This window comes from Aquipuribacter aurantiacus (assembly GCF_051216895.1).
In the GTDB taxonomy this organism is placed as follows: Bacteria; Actinomycetota; Actinomycetes; order Actinomycetales; family JBBAYJ01; genus Aquipuribacter.
On record NZ_JBPKAO010000013.1, the window covers coordinates 127,614 to 147,723 of the forward strand.

Consider the following 20,110-nt stretch of genomic DNA (forward strand, 5'->3'; position numbering starts at 1 on the left):
CCGCCGGGCCCCTTCGTCGGAACCGCGCCGGTGCGCAGGGGGCCGCGCGGGCGCCGGGCCCTGCGGTCCGCCCCCGCGGTCGGGGGCGTCAGGTGGTCCGGCTGGCAGACTCCGCGGGATGCGACCCGTGACGGTGATGGCGGGTGTCGAGGCCGTGGTGCTGGCCGGCGGGGCCGGGAGCAGGTTCGGCGGGGACAAGACCGCGGCCACGGTCGGCGGGGTCTCGTTGCTGGGGCGGGCCGTGGACGCGGCCGCGCTCGCCGGGGTGGCTCGCGTCGTGGTCGTCGGACCACGGCTGCCCGACGACGTCACGACGGCGTGCCCGCTGGTCCTGACCCGGGAGGAGCCCGCGGGCTCGGGTCCCGTCGCGGGTCTGCTGGCCGGTCTGGAGCAGGTGACCGCGGACGTCGTCGTCCTGCTGGCCGCCGACCTGCCGCACCTGCCGGGCGAGGCGCTGCGGGCGCTGGTGGCCCGGCTGGGGGCGGAGCCGGGGCTGGACGCCGTGGTCGCGGAGGACGGCGACGGCCGGGCGCAGTGGCTGACCGCGGCCTACCGCGTCGCCCCGCTCGGGCGGGCGGCGGAGGCCGCGGTGGCGGCGGCCGCGGCCCGGGGCGAGGGCGCCAGGGCGCCGGGGCTGCGGCACGTCGTCACCGGGCTGCGGTGGGTGGGCGCTCCGCCGCCCCGTGAGTGGGGCAGGCTGGTCGACGTGGACACCCCCGAGGACCTGAGCCGCGCACGTCTGGACGACTGGGCGGCACGCCTGGTGGAGGAGCTGCAGCTGCACGCGGCGACCGAGGGGGTCCCGGTCGGCGAGCTCGTCGACCTGGTGCTCGACCTGGCCCGCGACGCCGCGCACACCGTCGCCCGCCCGGCCGCCCCGCTGACCACGTTCGCCGTGGGGGTGGCGGCGGGGCTGGCTGCCGCCGGGCCGCAGGGCCGCGCCGACCTGCCCGCGCTGCGCGACCGGGTGCTCGCCATGCTCCCCGCCGACGGCGACGGGTGAACCGACCCGACCTCGACGAGGCGCGTCGTCTCGCCCGCGAGCTGGGCGGGGCCAGGGTGCCCCGCCACGTCCCGGTGGCGCTGGAGCGGGCGCTGGGACGCGTCCTGGCCGTCGACGTGCGGGCGGCCTCGCACGTGCCTGCCGCCGACTCCTCCGCCGTGGACGGCTGGGCCGTGTCCGGGCCCGGACCGTGGCAGCTCGTCGGTGCGGTCCAGAACCGTCGCGCCGAGGACGGCGCGGCCCCGGACCGCCGCGCCGACGTCGGTGCGCTCTCGAGCCGTCGCGGCGACAGCGGCGCCGTCCCCCACCGTCGCGCCGGCGACGGTGCCGGGTCCGACTGCCGCGTCGACGCGGGTCTGGGTGTCGGTCGCTCCGGTGCCGTCGAACGGCTCGGTCCCGGCCAGGCCTGCGCCGTCGCGACCGGGGACGCCCTCCCGCGGGGCGCCGACGCGGCGCTCCGGCGCGAGGACGGGCTCGTGGACCAGGGGCGGCTCCACGCCCCCGACCCCGCAGCCGGTCGGCACGTCCGGACCCGCGGCGAGGAGCTGCGGGCCGGCGAGATGGTCCTCGGCCGGGGGGCCGTGCTGACGCCGGCCCGTCTGGGCCTGGTCGCCGCGGCGGGCGCCGACACCGTGCACGTCGTGGTCGAGCCGCGGGGTGTCCTGCTGGTCCTCGGGGACGAGCTGTCGGACTCCGGCACCGCCCGACCGGGCCGGACCCGCGACAGCCTGAGCCACGTGCTGCCGCCGGTGCTGCACGACCTCGGGGTCGACCTCGGGCGTACCGCCCGGACCGGTGACGACCCGCAGACGCTGCGTGACGTGTTCGCCGGGCCCTACCGCTCGACCGTCGACCTGGTGGTGACGACCGGTGGCACGGGCCGAGGGCCCGCCGACCACGTGCGCGAGGCGCTGCGGGACGTCGGGGCGAGGACCGTCGTCGACGGCACGGTGGTCCGTCCGGGTGCCTCCGCGGTCCTGGCCGTGGTGCCGGACGGGCCGGTGGTGCTGGGTCTGCCGGGCGACCCGCTGGCCTCGGTCGCCGCGGTGACGACGCTGCTGGTCCCGCTGCTCCACGGCTGGCTGGGCCGACCCGACGAGCCGCTGCCCGAGGTCGTCCGGCCGGAGGGGGCGGACGTCCCCGACGTGGGCACCCGCCTGCTGCCCGCCCGGCTGGTGCCGGGGCGGGGCCGGCCGGTGCCGACCGGTCACGACGGGGCGCCGATGCTCCGCGGGCTGGCCGACGCGCAGGGCTTCGTGGTGCTCGGCGTCGACGGCCGGTGCCGCTGGCTGACGCTGCCCTGAGGTCGGGCTCCGTGACGGCCGGTGCGCGGCCGGACGGCCGTCGCCGACCCCGGCGCCGCTCGTCCGTCGCGGTGCCGCCGTGCGCCCCGCCGGTCCTCAGCGCTGCCGGGGGTCGAACGCGATCTTGACCGCGCCGAGCCGGCCGGCGCTGCTGGCGTGGTCCAGCGCCTCGCGCCAGCGGTGCAGCGGGTAGACGGCGCTCAGCACGTCGCCCTCGCCCCCGATGCCGTCGCCCAGGGGCGCCTCGGCCGCCAGGGTCAGCGCCGTGGCGAACGCGTCACCGCTGCTGGCGTAGGTGCCGACGACGTCCAGCTCGCGGAACCAGGCGGGGCTCAGGTCCGCGCCCTTCTGCGGCATGCCCGACAGCACGACGCGCCCGCCCGCCCGGGTGGCGCGCATGGCCAGGTCGAGCGAGGACGCGGAGCCCACGGCGTCGACGGCCACGTCCACCCCGCCCAGCAGGTACTGCTGGTCGTACCGCTTGGCCGCGCCCGGCAGACGGGTCTCGACGGTCAGGGCCTGCGTGCTGCGACGGACCCCGCGCAGCGCCTCGGCCGGCTGGACCACGTCGGTGGCGCCGAACGCCCGGGCCAGGGACGCCTGGGCGCCGTGCTTGGCCACGACCACGATGCGACCGGCCGGGGTCAGCCGGCGGATGGCCAGGGTGGCGAACAGCCCCACCGCGCCCGCGCCGGACACCAGGACGGTCTGCCCCTCGCGGACGTCGGCGCGCTCGGCCAGACGGACCGCGCAGGCCAGCGGCTCCACCAGCACGGCGCGGGCGTCGCTCAGCTCGTCGGGCACGACGTGCAGCTGGGAGCGGTGCGCGACGAGCCGCTCGCCCCAGCCGCCGCCGGTGCTCGAGCAGTAGCCGGTCTGCAGGCCGGGTCGCAGGTGCCCCACGCTCACCCGGTCGCAGCGGTTGGTCAGGCCCTGGGCGCACTGCTCGCACGGCTCGAGCCCGCGGGCGGCGCAGGCGAGCACGGGGTCGACCACGACGCGGGTGCCCGCGGGCAGGTCCTCGAGGTCACGGGTCAGGGTGCCGACGACCTCGTGGCCCGGCACGCACGGCATCGAGCTCACCCCGGCGAAGTACAGCGACGTGGACCCGGTCACCGCGCCCAGGTCGGAGCCGCAGATGCCGCCCAGGTGGACCTTGACCTCGCCCCAGCCGTCGTGGCGCACCTGGGGCTCGGGCCGGGTCAGCAGCCGGACCGGGGCCAGCGGTCCGACCAGGAGCCCGGGCACCGACCCGACCGCCGTGATCGCGCGGGCCGCGGTGTATCGGGGGACCGATCGGAACAGCTCCAGAGCCAGCATCACGGCCTCATCCAACCGCACGCCGGCCCCGCGAGGCGACGGGCGTCGCGTGCGCGGCGACCGTGGCGCACCTGGGCCTCAGCCCGGGAGCCGGGCCTGGGACGTGTCGATGCTCGGCAGCTGCAGGCGAGCGGTCCGCCCGGCGGTGCGCCAGTCCTCGATCGGCCAGCGCAGCTTGCGGGCCTCGCGGTACAGGGTGACGTCGGGGCTGACCGCGGTCGGGCGGCCCACGGCCTGCAGCATCGGCAGGTCGGAGTGGGAGTCCGCGTAGCCGTAGGCCTTGGTCAGGTCGGCACCCTCGACGCTCGCGTAACGACGCAGCCAGGCGGCGCGCGCCTCGCCGACCAGCGGCGGCCGCTTGAGGAACCCCGTGCACCGTCCGCGGGCGTCGACGTGCAGCTCGGCGGCGACGATCTCGTCAAACAGCGGCGCCAGCGGCCGGGTGATGGGCATGACGGCGCCGGTGATGAGGACCGTCCGGTGCCCGGCGGCCCGGTGCTCGCGGACCCGGCGGATCGCCGCCCCGCTCACCCGCTCCAGCACGTGGGGGGTGAGGGTCTCGTCGACCATGTCCTCCAGCGCCCGCAGGTCCGCGCCCTCGTAGCGGCGGTAGGCGCTGCGGATCAGCGCACCGCGGTCGCGCCGCTCGGCCCGCAGGTACAGCGGGAGCCGGGCGGCCGTGGCGGCGAGCTCGCGGACCTTGCCCGCGGTCGACAGCTCGGGCAGCCGCACCCACAGGTAGGTCTCGATGATGTTGGACGTCAGCAGCGTGCCGTCCATGTCGAACACGGCCAGCACGGGGGCGGCGTCGGGGTCGACGGGCTCGGCGGGGTCACGGGGGGCGATGACGCGCGGGGCCGGGCCGCCGGAGCGGTTGCGCTTGCGCCGGATGACGTCGTAGTCGCGCACGCCCTTGGTGATGGCGGGGCAGTGCACCTCGATCAGGTAGTGCTCCCAGTCGATGACCGCGGTGTCGAAGCCGAAGGTCTCCTGGTCGGCCGGGTCCATCCCCTGGTGCAGGGCCAGCATGTTGTCGTCGACGAAGTACAGCTCGACCTGCGTGTAGGCCCGGTACAGGTCCATGTAGCGGCGCAGGAAGTCCAGCCGACGCTTCTGGGTGTCCAGGTTGCGGGCGATCGAGCGGACCTTGTCGCTGCGCGGCGCCAGCGACAGGGCGCCCTCGGCGACGTCGTACGCGCGCTCACCGGTGGTCAGCGCCCGCTCGACGATCCGGGCCCCGGGGAAGCGCCACGTCGCGAGCCTGACCGCGCCGCGGGAGTCCATGTCGAACGGGTGCCGGGCGAAGTACTCCCGGACGTAGTCGTACAGCTGCCGGAACGTGCACGGGTTGCGCGAGCCCGAGCTCAGGTGGAAGTACGCGGGCTCCCCGACCGGGGGCGGGGTCGCGGCCACGGCGATGATGGAGTTGACGACCAGGTCGATCGGCACGATGTCGATGACGGAGTCCGGGGCGGCCGGCAGCTCGGGCAGCTCGCCGCGGCCGTAGGCGAGGATGATCGGGTCGGCCATCTTGAAGCCCTCGATCCACCCCGGGTACGGCGTGGTGAGGGCGGACTCGATGATGCTCGGCCGGTAGACCGTGGTCGGCAGGACGGGGGCGGCGACCTGCTCGACGACCCGCTCGCCGAGGGCCTTGGTGAACGTGTAGACGTCGGTCCAGCCCAGGCTGCGGGCGCGCTCGCCGCCGGCGGACTTCTGCTGGTCGCTCACCCAGGTGCGGCGGCGCTCCTCGGCGTCGGCGGCGACCGCGAGGGGTCCGGCCCGGTCGTGGTGCTTCTCGGCCTTGGCCAGCAGCTTCTGCAGCACCGCGGGGGTGCGGGAGGTGTCCTCGATCCGGGCGGCGACCCGCTGCGCGGCGTCGTACTCGGCTTGCCAGTCGACGCTGTGCTCGACGGAGGCCTCGACCACCGGACCGCGGCGGCGGCCGCCGACGTAGGCGGTGGACACGTGCACGTAGTGCAGCGGCCGGTGGCTGCCGTCCTCGCGGTGGGCGGCCTCGACCACGCGGTCCACCAGGGCCTTGACCCCGATGACGTTGGTGTCGAAGGCGGACTGGATCGGTGGGTCGAACGACACGTCCCCGGCGCAGTGCACGACGACGTCCAGGTCCTTGGGCAGCTCCGGGACGGCACCCAGGTCGCCGGACAGCGTCTCGACGCGTGCGGCGGCCCCCTCGGGCACGTCGGCGAAGATGGGCTTGGCCAGCAGCTTGGTGACGCGGTCCTGCGCCTGCTGACCCGACTTCGGCCGCACCATCGCCACCACCGTGCAGCCGGGGACGTCGCGCAGCAGCTTGTGCAGCAGCGCCTCGCCGACGAACCCGGTGACACCGGTCAGCAGGATGCGCTTGCCGTCGAGGGAGTCCGCGATCCGCATCCGAGCATCCAACCACCTGCCGATGGGCTCAGCGGGCCGCCCGCTTGTCGGCGTACATCGCCGCGTCGGCCGCGGCGAGCACCTCGTCCGGGGTGCTGCCGGTCCGGCCCGGGACGGCCCCGACGCTGATCCCCAGGCCCGGGTGGGCCGCGAGGACCGGCGTCAGGGTGCTAAGCAGCTGCTCCCGGGCCGGTCCGGGGTCACCCGGGCCGTGGAGCAGCACGGCGAACTCGTCGCCCCCCAGACGGGCGACGAAGGCGCCGGGCGCGGCCCGCCGCAGCCCGGCGGCCACGTCCACCAGCACCCGGTCGCCCGCCCCGTGACCCCAGGTGTCGTTGACGTGCTTGAAGCCGTCCAGGTCGGCGACCAGCAGGCAGAACTCCTGACCGCCGTCGCAGGCCGCCGACAGCCGGTGGTCGAAGGCCCGGCGGTTGCCCAGCCCGGTGAGCGGGTCCAGCCCGGCGACCAGGGCGAGGTCGTCCACGCTGCGGACGGCCCGCCACGTCAGCAGCGCCACCGGGGCCGTGCCGCAGAGCACCGTCAGCCACACCGGGTTCTGCACCCCCGTGTCGGCGCCCACGAGCAACCCGGCCGGGACGAGCAGCGCGAACGCCCCGGTGAGGAGCACCCGTCGCCTCGCCACCTCGTTCTCCGTGGTCGCGCGGCCGCGGGCCAGGGACAGCGCCATGGCCACCAGCGCCCCCCGGGCCACCAGGTACCCCACGTCGCTGGTCCGCCCGTCGGCGTCGGACCCTCCCGCCGTGGCGACGACGAACCCGGCGTCCGCGCCGATGAGGCCCAGGGAGGCCACCACGAGCCACATCCCGGCGCGACTGGTCTCGGGCCGGCTGACGACCAGCACCCCGATGACCACCGGCAGCACGGCCGTGGCCAGGAACGCCCCGGACAGCAGGGCGCCCGGACCGACGCCGAGGGACGTGAGCAGACCGGAGGACGTGGCGAACAGCAGCAGGCTCACGGTGCCGATCCCGACGTCGAGCCGTTCCTGCGGGGTCACGGCCCCCCGTCGCCCGACCAGCAGGAGGACCCCCAGCAGCAGGAGCAGCGTCCCGGCGCCGGCCCACCCCTCGCCGCCGTGCGGGTACGGAGCCACCCCGCCCGACCGCTCCCGGGTGGCCACGAGCTCCCCGACCCCGATCAGCACGGTCCCCACCAGCAGGGCCAGGACCGGGCGGACGTAGGGCGCCGGCACGAGGGAGCAGGCCAGCCCCAGCCCGAGCGTCGAGAGCGCGATGGACAGGTGGGACAGGGCCACCCGGGTCGACACGTCGTCGACCGCCAGGTACGCGGAGGCCACCAGGACGGTGAGGACCACCGTCGCGACGGACGCGACCTCCGGCAGCGCCGAGTCGGCACGGCGTGTCAGCACGGCCCAGCACCCCCCCGGTCGGTCGGGACCTCGGCGGCGTCCCGACGCGTCCGGGGACAGCGTGGGGCAGGGACCCGGTCCGCCGCCGCCGCTTCGCGGAACGTCCCCCTGCCGCCGTGCTGGACGCCGTCGGTCGGCCCCGGCTCGGACGTGGAAGGATCGAGGTCGCAACGTGACCTGCCACACAGAGGAGCCCGCGATGCCCATCGCAACGCCCGAGAGCTACGCCGAGATGCTGACCAAGGCCAAGGACGGCTCCTACGCCTTCCCGGCCATCAACGTCACCTCGTCCCAGACCCTGATCGGCGCCATCCGCGGCTTCGCCGAGGCCGAGAGCGACGGCATCGTCCAGGTGTCCACCGGCGGCGCCGACTACCTGTCCGGCTCCACCGTCAAGGACATGGTCGTCGGGGCCAAGGCGCTCGCCGCCTACGCCCACGAGATCGCCGACAGCTACGACGTGCAGATCGCCCTGCACACCGACCACTGCCCCAAGGACAAGCTCGACGGCTTCGTCCGCCCCCTGCTGGCGGCCAGCGCCGAGCGGGTCAAGGCCGGCGGCAACCCGCTGTTCCAGTCGCACATGTGGGACGGCTCCGCGGTGCCGCTGGAGGAGAACCTCCAGATCGCCGAGGAGCTGCTGGCCCTGTCGGCCGAGGCCAAGGTCGTCCTGGAGATCGAGGTCGGCGTCGTCGGTGGCGAGGAGGACGGCGTCGACAACGAGATCAACGACAAGCTCTACACGACCACCGAGGACGCCATCGCCATGGTCGAGGCGCTCGGCACGGGGGAGAAGGGCGTGTACATGGCGGCCCTGACCTTCGGCAACGTGCACGGCGTCTACAAGCCGGGCAACGTCAAGCTGCGCCCGGAGATCCTGCGCGAGTGCCAGGACGCCATCGCGGCGAAGACCGGTGGCTCGAAGGGCGACAAGCCCGCCCTGCTGGTCTTCCACGGCGGGTCCGGGTCCACCCCGCAGGAGATCAGCGACGCGGTCGACTACGGCGTCGTCAAGATGAACATCGACACCGACACCCAGTACGCCTTCACGCGTCCGGTCGTCAGCCACATGTTCACCAACTACGACGGCGTGCTGAAGATCGACGGCGAGGTCGGCAACAAGAAGGCCTACGACCCCCGCGCCTGGGGCAAGTCGGCCGAGGCCGGCCTGGCCGCCCGCGTCGTCGAGGCCTGCCAGAACCTGCGCAGCGCGGGGCACCGGCTCCGCTGAGCGATCCCGGCTGCCGGGCGACCGGCAGCCGGGTCAGGCCCGCGAGGCCTCGGCCCGCTGGTCCTCGTCGGGCTCGGGCTCCGCGCCCTGGCGGACCACGACGTCCAGCAGCGACGCGATCCGGGTGGTCTCGATGAGGAACCGCACCACGTCGGGCGGGTCGAGCAGGACCACCCGCCGGGACGCCCGTGACGCCAGCCGGGCCAGGAACGCGACCCCCGTCGAGTCCATGAACGTCACGAGGTGGCTGTCCACCTCGATCGCGCGCGCCGTGGTGAGGGCGTCGTCGGCGGCCTCGAGCAGGTCCGGGCCGAGCTCGGCGTCGATCTCCCCCGTGAGGACCACCCGGGTGAGCTCGGGCTCGAAGAGCACGTGCACCGAGCCCGGGTCCACCGGGCGCAGGGGGATCATGGACGGGCTGGTGTCGGTGTCCGTGAGCGGCGCTGCGACCTGCTCCGACTCGTTCTCGGCTGTCATTCTCGGATCTCCTGCTGTTCCCCCGGGGCGATGGTGCGTCGTCGAACGCTAGCAAGACCGCGCGGGTCGCGATCCTGCCGGCCGTTTGGTCACGCCCCCGCTCGGGCACCCCGGTACGAGGAATGGCGGGAGCACGGCGTCGGGGGACGCCAGGACTGAGGAGGACCAGGGTGTCGACGAGCCACCTGCCGCGTGTGATGCACGAGGCCGACGCGGCGGTGCTGGTCGTGGACCTCACCAGCAGCCGTGTGGAGTACGCCAACCTGATGGCGATGGCCATGGCCGGCAGCCAGGCCCTCCCGATCGGCGTGGACGAGTGGGGTCGCCTCGCCGGTCTCGTCGACCCCGGCGGCGCCGACCTCGCCGACACCGCGAGCGCGCTGTCGCGGGTGGCCCGCGGCGAGCCGGTGGCCGGTGAGCTGATCCGGCGCGAGTCCCACCGGGCCTCCGAGGCGGCCGGTGACGAGCAGGACCGGCAGCGGCAGGACGGCGGCGAGACCGTGGCCGACGTGGTGGGCCCGCTGTGGGTGACGGGGTTCCCCCTGGGCAGCGGGCTCAGCGGGCGCTGCCTGGTGGTGTTCATGCGCCTGACCGGGACCGCCGGCGGGGCCGTGGAGATGGAGCCCATCGTCGCGGCGGCCGACGGCGCCCTGACGGCCGCGGACACGCGCAGGCCCGTCGGGGCGGTGGCCTCGGCCCAGGAGGCGGCGCTGGCTCAGGCCGACGCGCTGCGCAACCGCGCCGTCATCGCCACGGACCTGGCGTTCACCATCTCCGACCCGACCCAGCCGGACAACCCGCTGGTCTGGGCCAACCCCGCCTTCGAGCGGACCACGGGCTACACCTCGGAGGAGGCCACGGGGCTCAACTGCCGGTTCCTCCAGGGGCCCGACACCGACCCCGAGACGGTCCGGCGGCTGTCGGAGGCCCTCCGCGCGCAGCGGGCCGTCACCGAGACGCTGGTCAACTACCGCAAGGACGGCACGGCCTTCTGGAACCAGGTGTCGATCACCCCGGTGCTGGACGCGGCCGGCCGGCTGGTCAACTTCGTCGGCGTCCAGGTCGACGTCACCGAGCGGGTCCTGGTCCAGGAGCAGCGTGAGCGGGCCCTGCTGGCCGAGCAGCGGGCCCGGGCCGGGCTGGTGCTGCTGGACCGGGTGAGCGACGTGGTCATCGAGCTGGACGCCGCCGCGGCGATGTCGCGGCTCACCGACGTCCTCGCCGGCTCCGTCGTGCCGTGGGCCGCCGTGCTCCGCCTGGACAGGTCCGTGGAGGTGGTCGCCGCGTCGGGCGGCGGGACGGAGGAGCTGGTCGGCGCGGGCAGGCGGATGGGGCCCGCGGTGGCCGACCTGGCCACCGACGACCCGCTGCGAGCCGTGCTGGAGGGCTTCCTGCAGGAGGCCGTCGTGGACCTGGGGACGGCCCGGCGCGCCGGTACCGTCACGGGCTGGTTCGCGCAGGCCGTCACGGGTCGGGTCGAGGACGCCTACCTGGCGCTGCCGCTGTCGGGGCGCGACGACGTCATCGCGGTCCTGCTGGTCGGTCTGGGGGACCGGCCGGCGGACGACGCGGGCCCCGCCCCGGTCGGCGAGGACCTGCACAAGCTGGTCCGGGTGGTGGCGCGGCGCACGGGGCTGAGCCTGGAGAACGCCCGGCTGTACGCGCGGGAGCACTCCCTGGCCGAGACGCTGCAGCGGTCCATGCTGCCGCAGCAGGCGGGGATCCCCGGTCTGGACGTGTGGGCGCACTACACGCCCAACGTCGACCACGCGCAGGTCGGCGGCGACTGGTACGACGTCATGCCGCTCGGCGAGGACGTGACCGGGGTCGTGGTGGGCGACGTGGTCGGCCACGACGTCGAGGCGGCCGCCACGATGGGGCAGCTGCGGTCCGTGGTGCGGTCCTACGCCTACGAGGTCGAGGACCCGGGCAGCGTCCTGATGCGGGTGGACCACCTCACGGCCGGCATGGGCATCGCCCGCATGGCGAGCCTGGTGCTGATGACCCTGCGGCGCCGCGACGACGGCCAGTGGGACCTGTCGTGGTCCTCCGCCGGGCACCTGCCGACGCTGGTGTGCAGCCCCCGCCGCCGCTCCGCGCCGGACGGGGACGCCGCGTCCGGCGCCGACGCCGTCACGGGCTACACCGTGCGGTCCCTGGACTCCGCGCAGGGGACGATGATCGGTCTGCAGGAGGGAGCCAGGCGCTCCGACACGGTGCGGCTGCGCCCCGGAGACGTCGTGGTGGCCTACACCGACGGGTTGGTCGAGCGCCGGTCCCGGCCGATGGCGCAGGGCATCGAGACGCTCAAGGGGCTGCTGCAGCGGTGCACCGCCGTCCGCGCCGACGGCGTCGGCGAGATGCTCCTGGCCGAGCTGGGCGACTCGCCGGAGGACGACACCGCCGTCGTGGTGCTGCGCGTGCCGATGGACGTGGCCGACCTGCCCGTGCCCCGGGCCGAGGCGACCCGGCAGCGCCGTTGGCAGCTGCCGTCCGACCCCTCCAGCGTGGGCAAGGCCCGCCACGCCACCATGCGCGCGTGCGCCGTGTGGGGGGTGCCGCAGGCCGACCTCGCCGAGGTCGTCGTGTCCGAGCTGGTCGCCAACGCCGTCCTGCACGGCTGGGGCATGGTGCAGCTGCGGCTCTACGACACCACCTCCGGGCTGCGCATCGAGGTCGAGGACGCCAACCCGCAGCCCCCCCGGCTCGTCCCGCACCGGCCGCTCGGCGAGGGTGGCCACGGTCTGCACGTCGTCAACGAGGTGGCACGGTGGGGGTGGTCGCCGACCCGGTCGGGCAAGCTCGTGTGGGCCCAGCTGCGGTCGGGGTACGACCCCATCCACAACCCCGTCCCCGAGGAGTCCCCGTGAGCACCCCCCCGAACCCGAACCGCGGTCCCGACCTGCTGAACGGCCCGGCCCCGACCCACCTGCCGGCCGGCCTGCACGACCCCGCCGAGCAGGCGCTGGGCGCGGGCACCCCGGCCGCGACCGTCGCCGCCGCCGCGCCCGCCTCCAGCCTGGCCTGGGCCGTGCTGGCCGAGGAGGCGCTGGTGCGAGCGGGTGCGGCGCAGGCCGCCGGCGACGACGAGCAGCGGCTGTCCGACGCGATCGCCGCCTACGCCTACGCCCGGACCGGGTACCACCGCGGTCTGGACGCCCTGCGCCGCTCGGGCTGGAAGGGCCACGGCCCGGTGCCGTGGGCGCACGTGCCCAACCAGGGCTTCCTGCGCAGCGTCCGCGCCCTGGCCGGTGCGGCCGAGCACGTCGGCGAGGCCGACGAGGTCACCCGCCTGGCCGCCCTGCTGGCCGACTGCGACCCCACCCTCGCCTGAGCCCCGCCGTCCCGCGGCGGGTGGTCGAGGGGCCGCGCGTCCCGCAGGAGCGCGGCCCCCGGTGGTCCCGGACCCCTTCGGGACCACCCGCCGACCGACCTCACGGCAGCCGACGCGGACACAGTGTGGCCTGTCATGGCCTGTCGCACTACTCGGTCAGCGTCCCGGGCGCGCCGCCCGGGCCCCGCCCCTGCCGAGCCGCCGGGCGACGGGCAGACTGAGGCCGTGACTGCCGCTCAGAGCCAGGGTCGTGTCCTCGTCGTCGGTGGGGGCATCTCGGGGGTGGCGTGCGCCCGGCGCCTGCACGACGCCGGCACCGACGTCCTGCTGGTCGACCGGGGCCGCCGCCTGGGTGGACGGATGGCCGGCCGGACGGTCGACACCGTGGTGGGCCGTCACGTCGTCGACACCGGGGCCTCGTACTTCACCGTCCGCGGCGAGGAGTTCGGCGCGGTGGTGGAGTCCTGGCGCGAGCGGGGCCTGCTGCGGCGTTGGACGGACACGTTCCACCTGTCCGACGGGGAGCGGCTGCTCGGCACCAAGGTGGGACCGGTCCGCTGGGCGGGCACCGACGGCCTACGCTCGCTGGTCGAGGACCTGGCCGACGGCCTGGCCGTGGACAACCCCCGCGAGGTCACCGAGGTGGAACGGCTCACCGGTGCGGACCGTCCGGGTGTCGTGGTCGACGGCGAGCGCTTCGACACGGTCGTGCTGGCGATGCCCGACCCCCAGGCCGTCGACCTGCTGCCCGAGGGCACGGCTCCCTCGCTGCTGGACGGCCCGCCCTGGGACTGGCGCCCCGTGCTCTCGGTCTACGCCGCGTGGACGGCGCGGACCTGGCCGGAGATCGACGGCGTGTTCGTCGACGGGTCCCCGGTCGTGGAGTGGGTGGCCGACGACGGACGCCGTCGCGGGGACGGGGCCCCGGTGCTGGTGGCCCACACCACACCGGTGTTCGCCGCCAGCCGCCTCGACGACCCGGCCTCGGCCGTCCCTCACGTGCTGGCGGACCTGTCCCGGGTGCTCGGCACGGACCTGGGGGAGCCGGAGTGGGCCCGCGCGCACCGGTGGTCGCTGGCCAGCCCGAGCCGGCCCCGTCCGGCGCCTGAGTTCGCGCTCACCGACGACGGCACGGTCGGGGTGTGCGGCGACGCCTGGGGCGAGCGCTCGCGCATCGAGGCCGCCTGGTTGTCCGGCCACCGGCTGGCTGGTGAGCTGCTGCAGCGGTCGGCGCGGGCCTCGTCCTGAGCCACCTGCACTAGCCTGACCGGGCAGAACAGGTCCCGGGAGCAGTGCGTCGCGGGACCGTTCGCACGTCAGAGGGGTCCCAGCGGCCCGAGCCAGCCGAAGGAGTCGCCGTAATGCCCGGAGTCGTGCTGATCGGTGCGCAGTGGGGTGACGAGGGGAAGGGCAAGGCCACCGACGCCCTCGGCTCGCGCGTCGACTACGTGGTCAAGTTCAACGGCGGCAACAACGCCGGGCACACCGTCGTGATCGGTTCGGAGAAGTACGCCCTGCACCTGCTGCCCTCGGGCATCCTCAGCCCCGGGGTGGTCCCGGTCATCGCCAACGGCGTCGTCATCGACCCCGAGGTGCTCTTCACCGAGATCGACGGCCTGACCGCCCGCGGGGTGGACTGCTCGCGCCTGCTGGTGTCCGCCAACGCCCACGTCATCGCCACCTACCACCGCACCCTGGACAAGGTCACCGAGCGGTTCCTGGGCAAGCAGCGGATCGGGACGACCGGCCGCGGGATCGGCCCGGCGTACGCCGACAAGATCAACCGGGTCGGGATCCGGGTCCAGGACCTGTTCGACGAGAAGATCCTGCGCCAGAAGATCGAGGGCGCGCTCGACCAGAAGAACCACCTGCTGGTCAAGGTCTACAACCGTCGGGCGATCTCGGTGGACGAGGTGGCGGACTCGCTGCTGGAGCAGGCGACCCGCCTCGAGCCGTTCGTCGCCGACACCGGGCTCGTCCTCAACCAGGCGCTGGACCGCGGCGAGACCGTCCTGTTCGAGGGCGGCCAGGCCACGCTGCTGGACGTCGACCACGGCACCTACCCGTTCGTCACCAGCTCCAACGCGACCTCCGGCGGCGCCTGCACCGGCAGCGGCGTGGCCCCCAACCGCGTCGACCGCGTCATCGCGGTGGTCAAGGCCTACACGACCCGCGTCGGCGAGGGGCCGTTCCCGACCGAGCTGTTCGACGCCGACGGCGAGCGGTTGCGTGCGGTGGGGCACGAGTTCGGCACCACGACCGGGCGGCCCCGTCGCTGCGGCTGGTACGACGCCGTCATCACCCGGTACGCCCAGCGCGTCAACGGCGTGACCGACTTCGTCGTCACCAAGCTCGACACCCTGACCGGGTTCGATCGGATCCCCGTCTGCGTGGCCTACGACGTCGACGGGACCCGGTTCGACGAGATGCCCGTGAGCCAGACGGACTTCCACCACGCCAAGCCCGTCTACGAGTTCTTCGACGGCTGGACCGAGGACCTCTCCGGCGTCCGCGCCTTCGAGGACCTGCCCGTGAACGCCCAGCGCTACGTCGAGGCGCTGGAGCAGATGAGCGGCTCGCGGATCAGCGCCATCGGGGTCGGCCCGGGTCGCGAGGAGACCGTGGTCCGCCACGACCTGCTCGGCTGAGGACCGCCGGTGGTCCACCCACCGGGACGACCGACCGGTGGTTAGCACGGGTAACTGTTACCCTCGCTAACCAGATGCGCAGCGAACCCACTCCCCCCCAGACCCGTCCGTCCGTCGACCCGTCGGCGACGGCGTCGGCCGGTACCCGGGGGCGGGCCGGGTTCTTCTCGCGGCTGGGACCGCGCGAGCTGTTCCTGCTGGCGGCCATCACCGCGGCCGGGCCGCTGACGATCGACCTCTACCTGCCTGCGTACCCCACGCTGGCGGCGGAGTTCGGCGTGGCCGAGACCCAGATCCAGCTGACCCTGACGGCGTGCGTCTTCGGCCTCGCCCTGGGGCAGCTTGTGATCGGCCCGGTCGCGGACCGCGTCGGTCGCCGGCTGCCGGTCGTGGTCGGGCTGCTGGCCTGGGCGGCGGCGTCGCTGCTGGTGGCGGCCGCGCCGACCCTGGGGTGGCTGACGGCCGGGCGCTTCGTCCAGGGCTTCGTGGTCGCCGCGGGCATGGTGACCGCGCGGGCCATCCTGCGCGACCTGTCCGAGGGCCAGGACCTCGCCCGCGCCTTCGCCAAGCTGTTCCTGGTCGTCGGCGCCGTGCCCATGGTGGCGCCGTTCCTCGGCTCGCTGGTGCTCGAGCTCACCAGCTGGCGAGGCGTGTTCGTCATCCTCGCCGTCATCGGGGTGCTGCTCGCGCTGGTGACCGCCGTCCTCCTGCCCGAGACGCTGCCCAAGGAGGCACGCCGCCCCATCCCCGTGAGCCGGCTGGCGGGCACCTACGGGCGCCTGCTCGTCGACCGGTCGTTCATCGCCCCGGCGATGGTCGCCAGCCTCGCGTTCGCCGGGTTGTTCGTCTACATCAACGGCAGCTCGTTCGTGCTGCAGGAGCAGTACGGCGTCTCGCAGCTCGGCTACGGGATGGTGTTCGCGGCGGTCACCGTGTCCCTGATCGCCGGCAGCCAGCTGTCCAGCCGCCTGGTCGCCCGCTTCGGGCTGCTGGCCGTGCTGCGCGGCGCCCCGATCGTGGGGGCCGCCACCATCGGCCTGGTGTTCGGGCTGTCGCTGCTGGGCGACCTGCCGCTGGCCGCCCTCATCGCCGGTCTCATGGTGGCGATGGGCGTCGTGGGCATGGCGATGCCGGCCGCGTCCGCGCACGTCCTCAACGGTCAGCCCCCGGCCCGCGCCGGTCTGGCCTCGGGCCTGGTCGGGGTGCTCCAGTTCGCGGTCGGCGGGGCGGTCAGCCCGTTGGCCAGCGTGTTCGGCGGGACCAGCGCCACGAGCATGACGGCCCTGATGACCGTCGCGTTCGCCGCGTCGGCCACCGTGGCGTTCCTGGTCGTGCAGGAGGAGCGGGACCCCGCCGAGGTGCTGAGCGCCTGAGGGCGTCGCAGCGGGCCGGGACGGCTCAGGGCCGCAGCAGCACCTTGATCGACTCGCGGGCGTCCATCCGGCGGTAGGCCTCGGCGGCCTCGGCCAGCGGCAGCTCGGCGTCGAAGACCGCGCCCGGGTGGATCGTGCCGTCCAGCACCAGCGGCAGCAGCGTCGGCAGGTAGGCCCGGACGGGGGCGATCCCCCCGGCCAGACCGATGTTCTGGCGGAACATCCGGCTCAGCGGCGGTCGCCCGCCGTGCGGGACGCCGACGAAGCCGACCGTCGAGCCCGGCCGGGCCACGGCGAAGGCGGTCCGCATCGACTGCTCGGTGCCCACGCACTCCAGGACGGCGTCCGCGCCCACCCCGTCGGTCAGCTCGAGGACGGCCTGCTCGCCGTCCTCGCCGCGCTCGGCGACGACGTCGGTGGCGCCGAAGCGCCGGGCCAGGGCCTGCCGGTCGGCGTGACGGCTCATCACGACCACCCGGGCCGCGCCCTGCTGCACGGCCGACAGCACCCCGCACAGCCCGACCGCGCCGTCGCCGACCACCACGACCGTCGCGCCCTCGCGGACCCCGGCCGACCGGGCCGCGTGCCACCCCGTGCCCATCACGTCGCTGCAGGCCAGCAGGTCGCGCAGCAACGCCTCCGGCGGCGGGCTGCCCGCGCCGTACCCGTCGACCCGGACCAGCGTGCCGCCGGCCTGCGGCACCCGGACCAGCTCGGCCTGGCAGCCGGTATCACCGCCGAACACCCCGCCGAGCACGCACGAGGTGTGCACACCGGCCCGGCAGTGCACGCACCGCCCGCAGGACCACGTGAACGGGGCGACCACGACGTCGCCGACCCGCACGCCCTGCACGTCGTCCCCGACGGCCTCGACGACCCCGACGTGCTCGTGACCGATGCCGTGCGGCTCCTCCACCGGGTTCTCGCCCCGGTAGGGCCACAGGTCGGACCCGCAGACGCAGGCCGCGAGGACACGCACGACCGCGTCGGTCGGCTCCTGCAGGGCGGGGTCGGGCCGGGTCTCGGAACGGATGTCGCCGGGGGCGTGGATCACGGTGGCTCTCACCGACGGACCGTACGACAGGACCGGCCGCCGGTGCGCGCCGGACAGCGCTAGCCTCGCTGCCCGTGCGAGTCGTCGTCGTCGGGTCCGGTGCCAGGGAGCACGCCATCGTCCGGTCCTTGCTCGCCGAGGACGGGGTGAGCGCCGTCGTGGCCGCCCCGGGCAACCCGGGCATGGCCGCCGCGGGTGCCGAGTGCCGCCACGTCGGCATGCAGGACCCCGCCGGCATCGCCGAGCTCGCGGTCGCCGCGGTGGCCGACCTGGTCGTGATCGGCCCCGAGGTCCCGCTCGTCGCCGGCGCCGCGGACGCGGTCCGCGCCGCCGGCATCCCGTGCTTCGGCCCGTCCGCGGCGGCGGCCCGGCTCGAGGGCAGCAAGGCCTTCGCCAAGGAGGTGATGGCCGCGGCCGGGGTGCCCACCGCACGGCCCTTCGTCTGCGACGACCTGGACGCCGCCACCGCCGCCGTCGACGAGCTCGGCGCGCCGTACGTGGTCAAGGACGACGGGCTGGCCGCGGGCAAGGGGGTCGTGGTCACCGACGACCGCACGGCCGCGCTCGCCCACGCGGCGGCCTGCCTGTCCGTGCCGCTGGGGCGCGTGGTGGTCGAGGAGTACCTGGACGGGCCCGAGGTGTCGGTGTTCTGCCTGTGCGACGGCGAGGACGTGGTGGCCCTGGGCCCCGCCCAGGACTTCAAGCGGCTGCGGGACGGCGGCCAGGGCCCCAACACCGGCGGGATGGGTGCCTACGCCCCGTTGACCTGGCTGCCCGACGGCTTCGTCGACGAGGTCCTGGACCAGGTGGCCCGGCCGGTGCTGCGCGAGATGGCCTCCCGGGGGACGCCGTTCACAGGGGTCCTGTACGTGGGGCTCGCCCTGACCGCCGACGGGCTCCGCGTCGTCGAGTTCAACGTCCGCCTCGGTGACCCCGAGGCCCAGGTCGTCCTGGCCCGGCTCGGGGCGCCGCTGGGGCAGCTGCTGCTGGCCGCCGCGCAGGGTCGCCTCGCCGAGCACCTCGAGACGTCTGGTGGCCTGCGAGAGAGCGACGACGCGGTCGTCGCCGTCGTGGTGGCCGCCCCGGGCTACCCCACCGACCCGCGCACCGGCGACGGCGTGCTGGGCCTGGACGAGGCCGCGGCGGTCCCCGGGGCGCACGTCCTGCACGCCGGCACCGCCGAGCGCGACGGGCACCTCGTCACCGCCGGCGGGCGGGTCCTGACGGTCGTCGGCACCGGAGCCGACGTGGCCGCCGCCCGCTCCACGGCCTACGAGGCCGTCGAGCACGTGCACGTCCCGGGCGGCCAGCTCCGCCTGGACATCGCCGCCGAGGGCTGAGCCGGCCCCGGCGGCCCGCCGAGGCCGCCGCCACGCCCGCGCCCGCAGGGCCGCGCCCACCGTGCCCGCGCCCGCCGCCGTGCCTGTGCCCGCCGCCTGCCGTGCCCGTGCCCGCCGCCGTGCCCGCCGCTGCCATGCCGATTGTGGGACCAGATCGGGGCCATTCGGCGGCTCCGCCCCCGATCTGATCCCACAGGGGCCGTGTCCGCCCGGCGCGCCGCTCCACCCGGCGCCGCCCTCACCGAGCGAGGTCCTCAGCCGGCGAACGCGCTTTGTGGGACGAGATCGGGGTCATTCGACGGCTCCGACCCCGATCTGATCCCACAGGGGCCGCGTCCGCCCGGCGCGCCGCCCCACCCGGCGCCGCCCTCACCGGGCGCCGTGCCACAGGGGCCGCGTCCCACCCGGGCGCCGCCCCGCCCGGGCGCCGCCCTCACCGGGCGAGGTCCTCAGCCGGCGAGCGCGCTTTGTGGGACGAGATCGGGGTCATCGGGCCGGCGGATTCAAGTGGTGGTTGCAACACCGGTTTCTGACGCGGCTGACAGTAGTCGGGCGAGGGTCTCTGTCGGGGTGTTCCATTCGAGGGTCTTGCGGGGGCGGCCGTTGAGCTGGGCGGCGACGGCGTCGAGGTCCTGGGCGCTGTGGACGGACAGGTCGGTGCCCTTGGGGAAGTACTGCCGGAGCAGGCCGTTGGTGTTCTCGTTGCTGCCGCGCTGCCAGGGTGAGTGAGGGTCGCAGAAGTAGATGTCCATGCNGCTGCCGCGCTGCCAGGGTGAGTGAGGGTCGCAGAAGTAGATGTCCATGCCGGTGGCGGTACTGATCTCCTGGTGGCGGGCCAGCTCGATCCCCTGGTCCCAGGTCAGGCTCTTGCGCAGCAGCCGTGGCAGGGTCGCGATCTGGGTGAGCATGGCGTCGCGGACGGCCTCGGCGCCGTGGTCGCCCAGGCCGTCGGTGCGCGGAGGAAGATGCAGCAGCAGGCAGTAGCGGGTGGACCGCTCGACCAGGGTCCCGATCGCGGACCTGCCGTTCCTGCCGATGATGAGATCGCCTTCCCAGTGCCCGGGGACGGCGCGGTCAGCGACCTCGGCGGGCCGTTCGCTGATCAGGATCTCTTTCGGGATCCAGGTCCGGGGCCGGCGGCGTTCGGCGTGCCGGTCCGGGACGCGCAGGGCCCGACCGGTGCGCAGGCAGCGGGTCAGCTCGCGGCGCAGCTCGCCCCGGCCCTGGACGTAGAGGGCC

The 20,110-nt window shown here is 75.2% G+C and carries 15 protein-coding genes; 9 read left to right on the forward strand and 6 right to left on the reverse strand.

The features are described from left to right. Window positions 1-118 precede the first annotated feature (118 nt). Together ACR80Q_RS16015 and ACR80Q_RS16020 are read left to right on the forward strand one after the other, a co-directional pair. Window positions 119-1,003 carry an NTP transferase domain-containing protein gene (locus ACR80Q_RS16015; RefSeq protein WP_435378641.1) on the forward strand — a complete coding sequence of 295 codons (885 nt, stop codon included), beginning with the start codon at window positions 119-121 and terminating at the stop codon, window positions 1,001-1,003. Beyond that, window positions 1,000-2,307, forward strand: a complete 1,308-nt coding sequence (locus ACR80Q_RS16020) for a molybdopterin molybdotransferase MoeA (RefSeq protein WP_435378642.1) — start codon at window positions 1,000-1,002, stop codon at window positions 2,305-2,307. The genes ACR80Q_RS16015 and ACR80Q_RS16020 overlap by 4 nt, the downstream gene beginning before the upstream one ends. A 96-nt stretch (window positions 2,308-2,403) precedes the next feature. Here ACR80Q_RS16020 and ACR80Q_RS16025 read toward each other — a convergent pair whose 3' ends face one another. The 3 genes from ACR80Q_RS16025 to ACR80Q_RS16035 form a co-directional block, all read right to left on the reverse strand. Next, entirely contained in the window at window positions 2,404-3,627 is a 1,224-nt protein-coding gene (locus ACR80Q_RS16025) for a zinc-dependent alcohol dehydrogenase (protein ID WP_435378661.1), read from the reverse strand. A gap of 78 nt (window positions 3,628-3,705) precedes the next feature. Beyond that, the gene (locus ACR80Q_RS16030; RefSeq protein ID WP_435378643.1) at window positions 3,706-6,024 is read right to left on the reverse strand and encodes an HAD-IB family hydrolase; all 2,319 of its coding nucleotides are present in this window, start codon (window positions 6,022-6,024) and stop codon (window positions 3,706-3,708) included. A 28-nt stretch (window positions 6,025-6,052) separates the two neighbouring features. Then, complete coding sequence (locus ACR80Q_RS16035; RefSeq protein ID WP_435378644.1) at window positions 6,053-7,414, reverse strand: GGDEF domain-containing protein; 1,362 nt, start codon at window positions 7,412-7,414, stop codon at window positions 6,053-6,055. Window positions 7,415-7,613: 199 nt separating this feature from the next. Between ACR80Q_RS16035 and fbaA the strand changes: the two genes are divergently transcribed. Beyond that, window positions 7,614-8,645: a class II fructose-bisphosphate aldolase gene (gene fbaA / locus ACR80Q_RS16040; RefSeq protein WP_435378645.1), complete on the forward strand. Its 1,032-nt coding sequence runs from the start codon at window positions 7,614-7,616 to the stop codon at window positions 8,643-8,645. 33 nt (window positions 8,646-8,678) lie between these two features. Here fbaA and ACR80Q_RS16045 read toward each other — a convergent pair whose 3' ends face one another. Further along, window positions 8,679-9,122, reverse strand: coding sequence for an STAS domain-containing protein (locus tag ACR80Q_RS16045; RefSeq protein ID WP_435378646.1), 444 nt, complete (start codon window positions 9,120-9,122; stop codon window positions 8,679-8,681). 170 nt (window positions 9,123-9,292) lie between these two features. On the opposite strand from ACR80Q_RS16045, the gene ACR80Q_RS16050 reads away from it, so the two are divergent. The 5 genes from ACR80Q_RS16050 to ACR80Q_RS16070 all read left to right on the forward strand — a co-directional run bounded on the left by ACR80Q_RS16050 (window position 9,293) and on the right by ACR80Q_RS16070 (window position 16,477). Beyond that, window positions 9,293-11,992, forward strand: coding sequence for a SpoIIE family protein phosphatase (locus ACR80Q_RS16050; protein WP_435378647.1), 2,700 nt, complete (start codon window positions 9,293-9,295; stop codon window positions 11,990-11,992). Continuing rightward, the gene (locus ACR80Q_RS16055) at window positions 11,989-12,456 is read left to right on the forward strand and encodes a DUF3151 domain-containing protein (protein ID WP_435378648.1); all 468 of its coding nucleotides are present in this window, start codon (window positions 11,989-11,991) and stop codon (window positions 12,454-12,456) included. The genes ACR80Q_RS16050 and ACR80Q_RS16055 overlap by 4 nt, the downstream gene beginning before the upstream one ends. A gap of 225 nt (window positions 12,457-12,681) precedes the next feature. Further along, on the forward strand, window positions 12,682-13,704 hold the full coding sequence (locus ACR80Q_RS16060; protein ID WP_435378649.1) for an NAD(P)/FAD-dependent oxidoreductase: 1,023 nt from the start codon (window positions 12,682-12,684) through the stop codon (window positions 13,702-13,704). 113 nt (window positions 13,705-13,817) lie between these two features. Continuing rightward, the gene (locus ACR80Q_RS16065; protein WP_435378650.1) at window positions 13,818-15,104 is read left to right on the forward strand and encodes an adenylosuccinate synthase; all 1,287 of its coding nucleotides are present in this window, start codon (window positions 13,818-13,820) and stop codon (window positions 15,102-15,104) included. Between the two features lie 74 nt (window positions 15,105-15,178). Continuing rightward, window positions 15,179-16,477: a multidrug effflux MFS transporter gene (locus ACR80Q_RS16070; RefSeq protein WP_435378651.1), complete on the forward strand. Its 1,299-nt coding sequence runs from the start codon at window positions 15,179-15,181 to the stop codon at window positions 16,475-16,477. Window positions 16,478-16,502: 25 nt separating this feature from the next. Here ACR80Q_RS16070 and ACR80Q_RS16075 read toward each other — a convergent pair whose 3' ends face one another. Next, complete coding sequence (locus ACR80Q_RS16075; RefSeq protein ID WP_435378652.1) at window positions 16,503-17,543, reverse strand: zinc-dependent alcohol dehydrogenase family protein; 1,041 nt, start codon at window positions 17,541-17,543, stop codon at window positions 16,503-16,505. Between the two features lie 62 nt (window positions 17,544-17,605). Here ACR80Q_RS16075 and purD point away from each other — a divergent pair, with 62 nt between their 5' ends. Continuing rightward, a complete protein-coding gene (gene purD / locus ACR80Q_RS16080; RefSeq protein WP_435378653.1) occupies window positions 17,606-18,871 on the forward strand; it encodes a phosphoribosylamine--glycine ligase in 1,266 nt (421 codons plus the stop codon). Between the two features lie 503 nt (window positions 18,872-19,374). On the opposite strand, the gene ACR80Q_RS16085 is transcribed toward purD, so the two are convergent. Then, window positions 19,375-20,110, reverse strand: a 736-nt coding sequence (locus tag ACR80Q_RS16085; protein ID WP_435378654.1) for an IS30 family transposase, incomplete at its 5' end; no start/stop codon positions are given.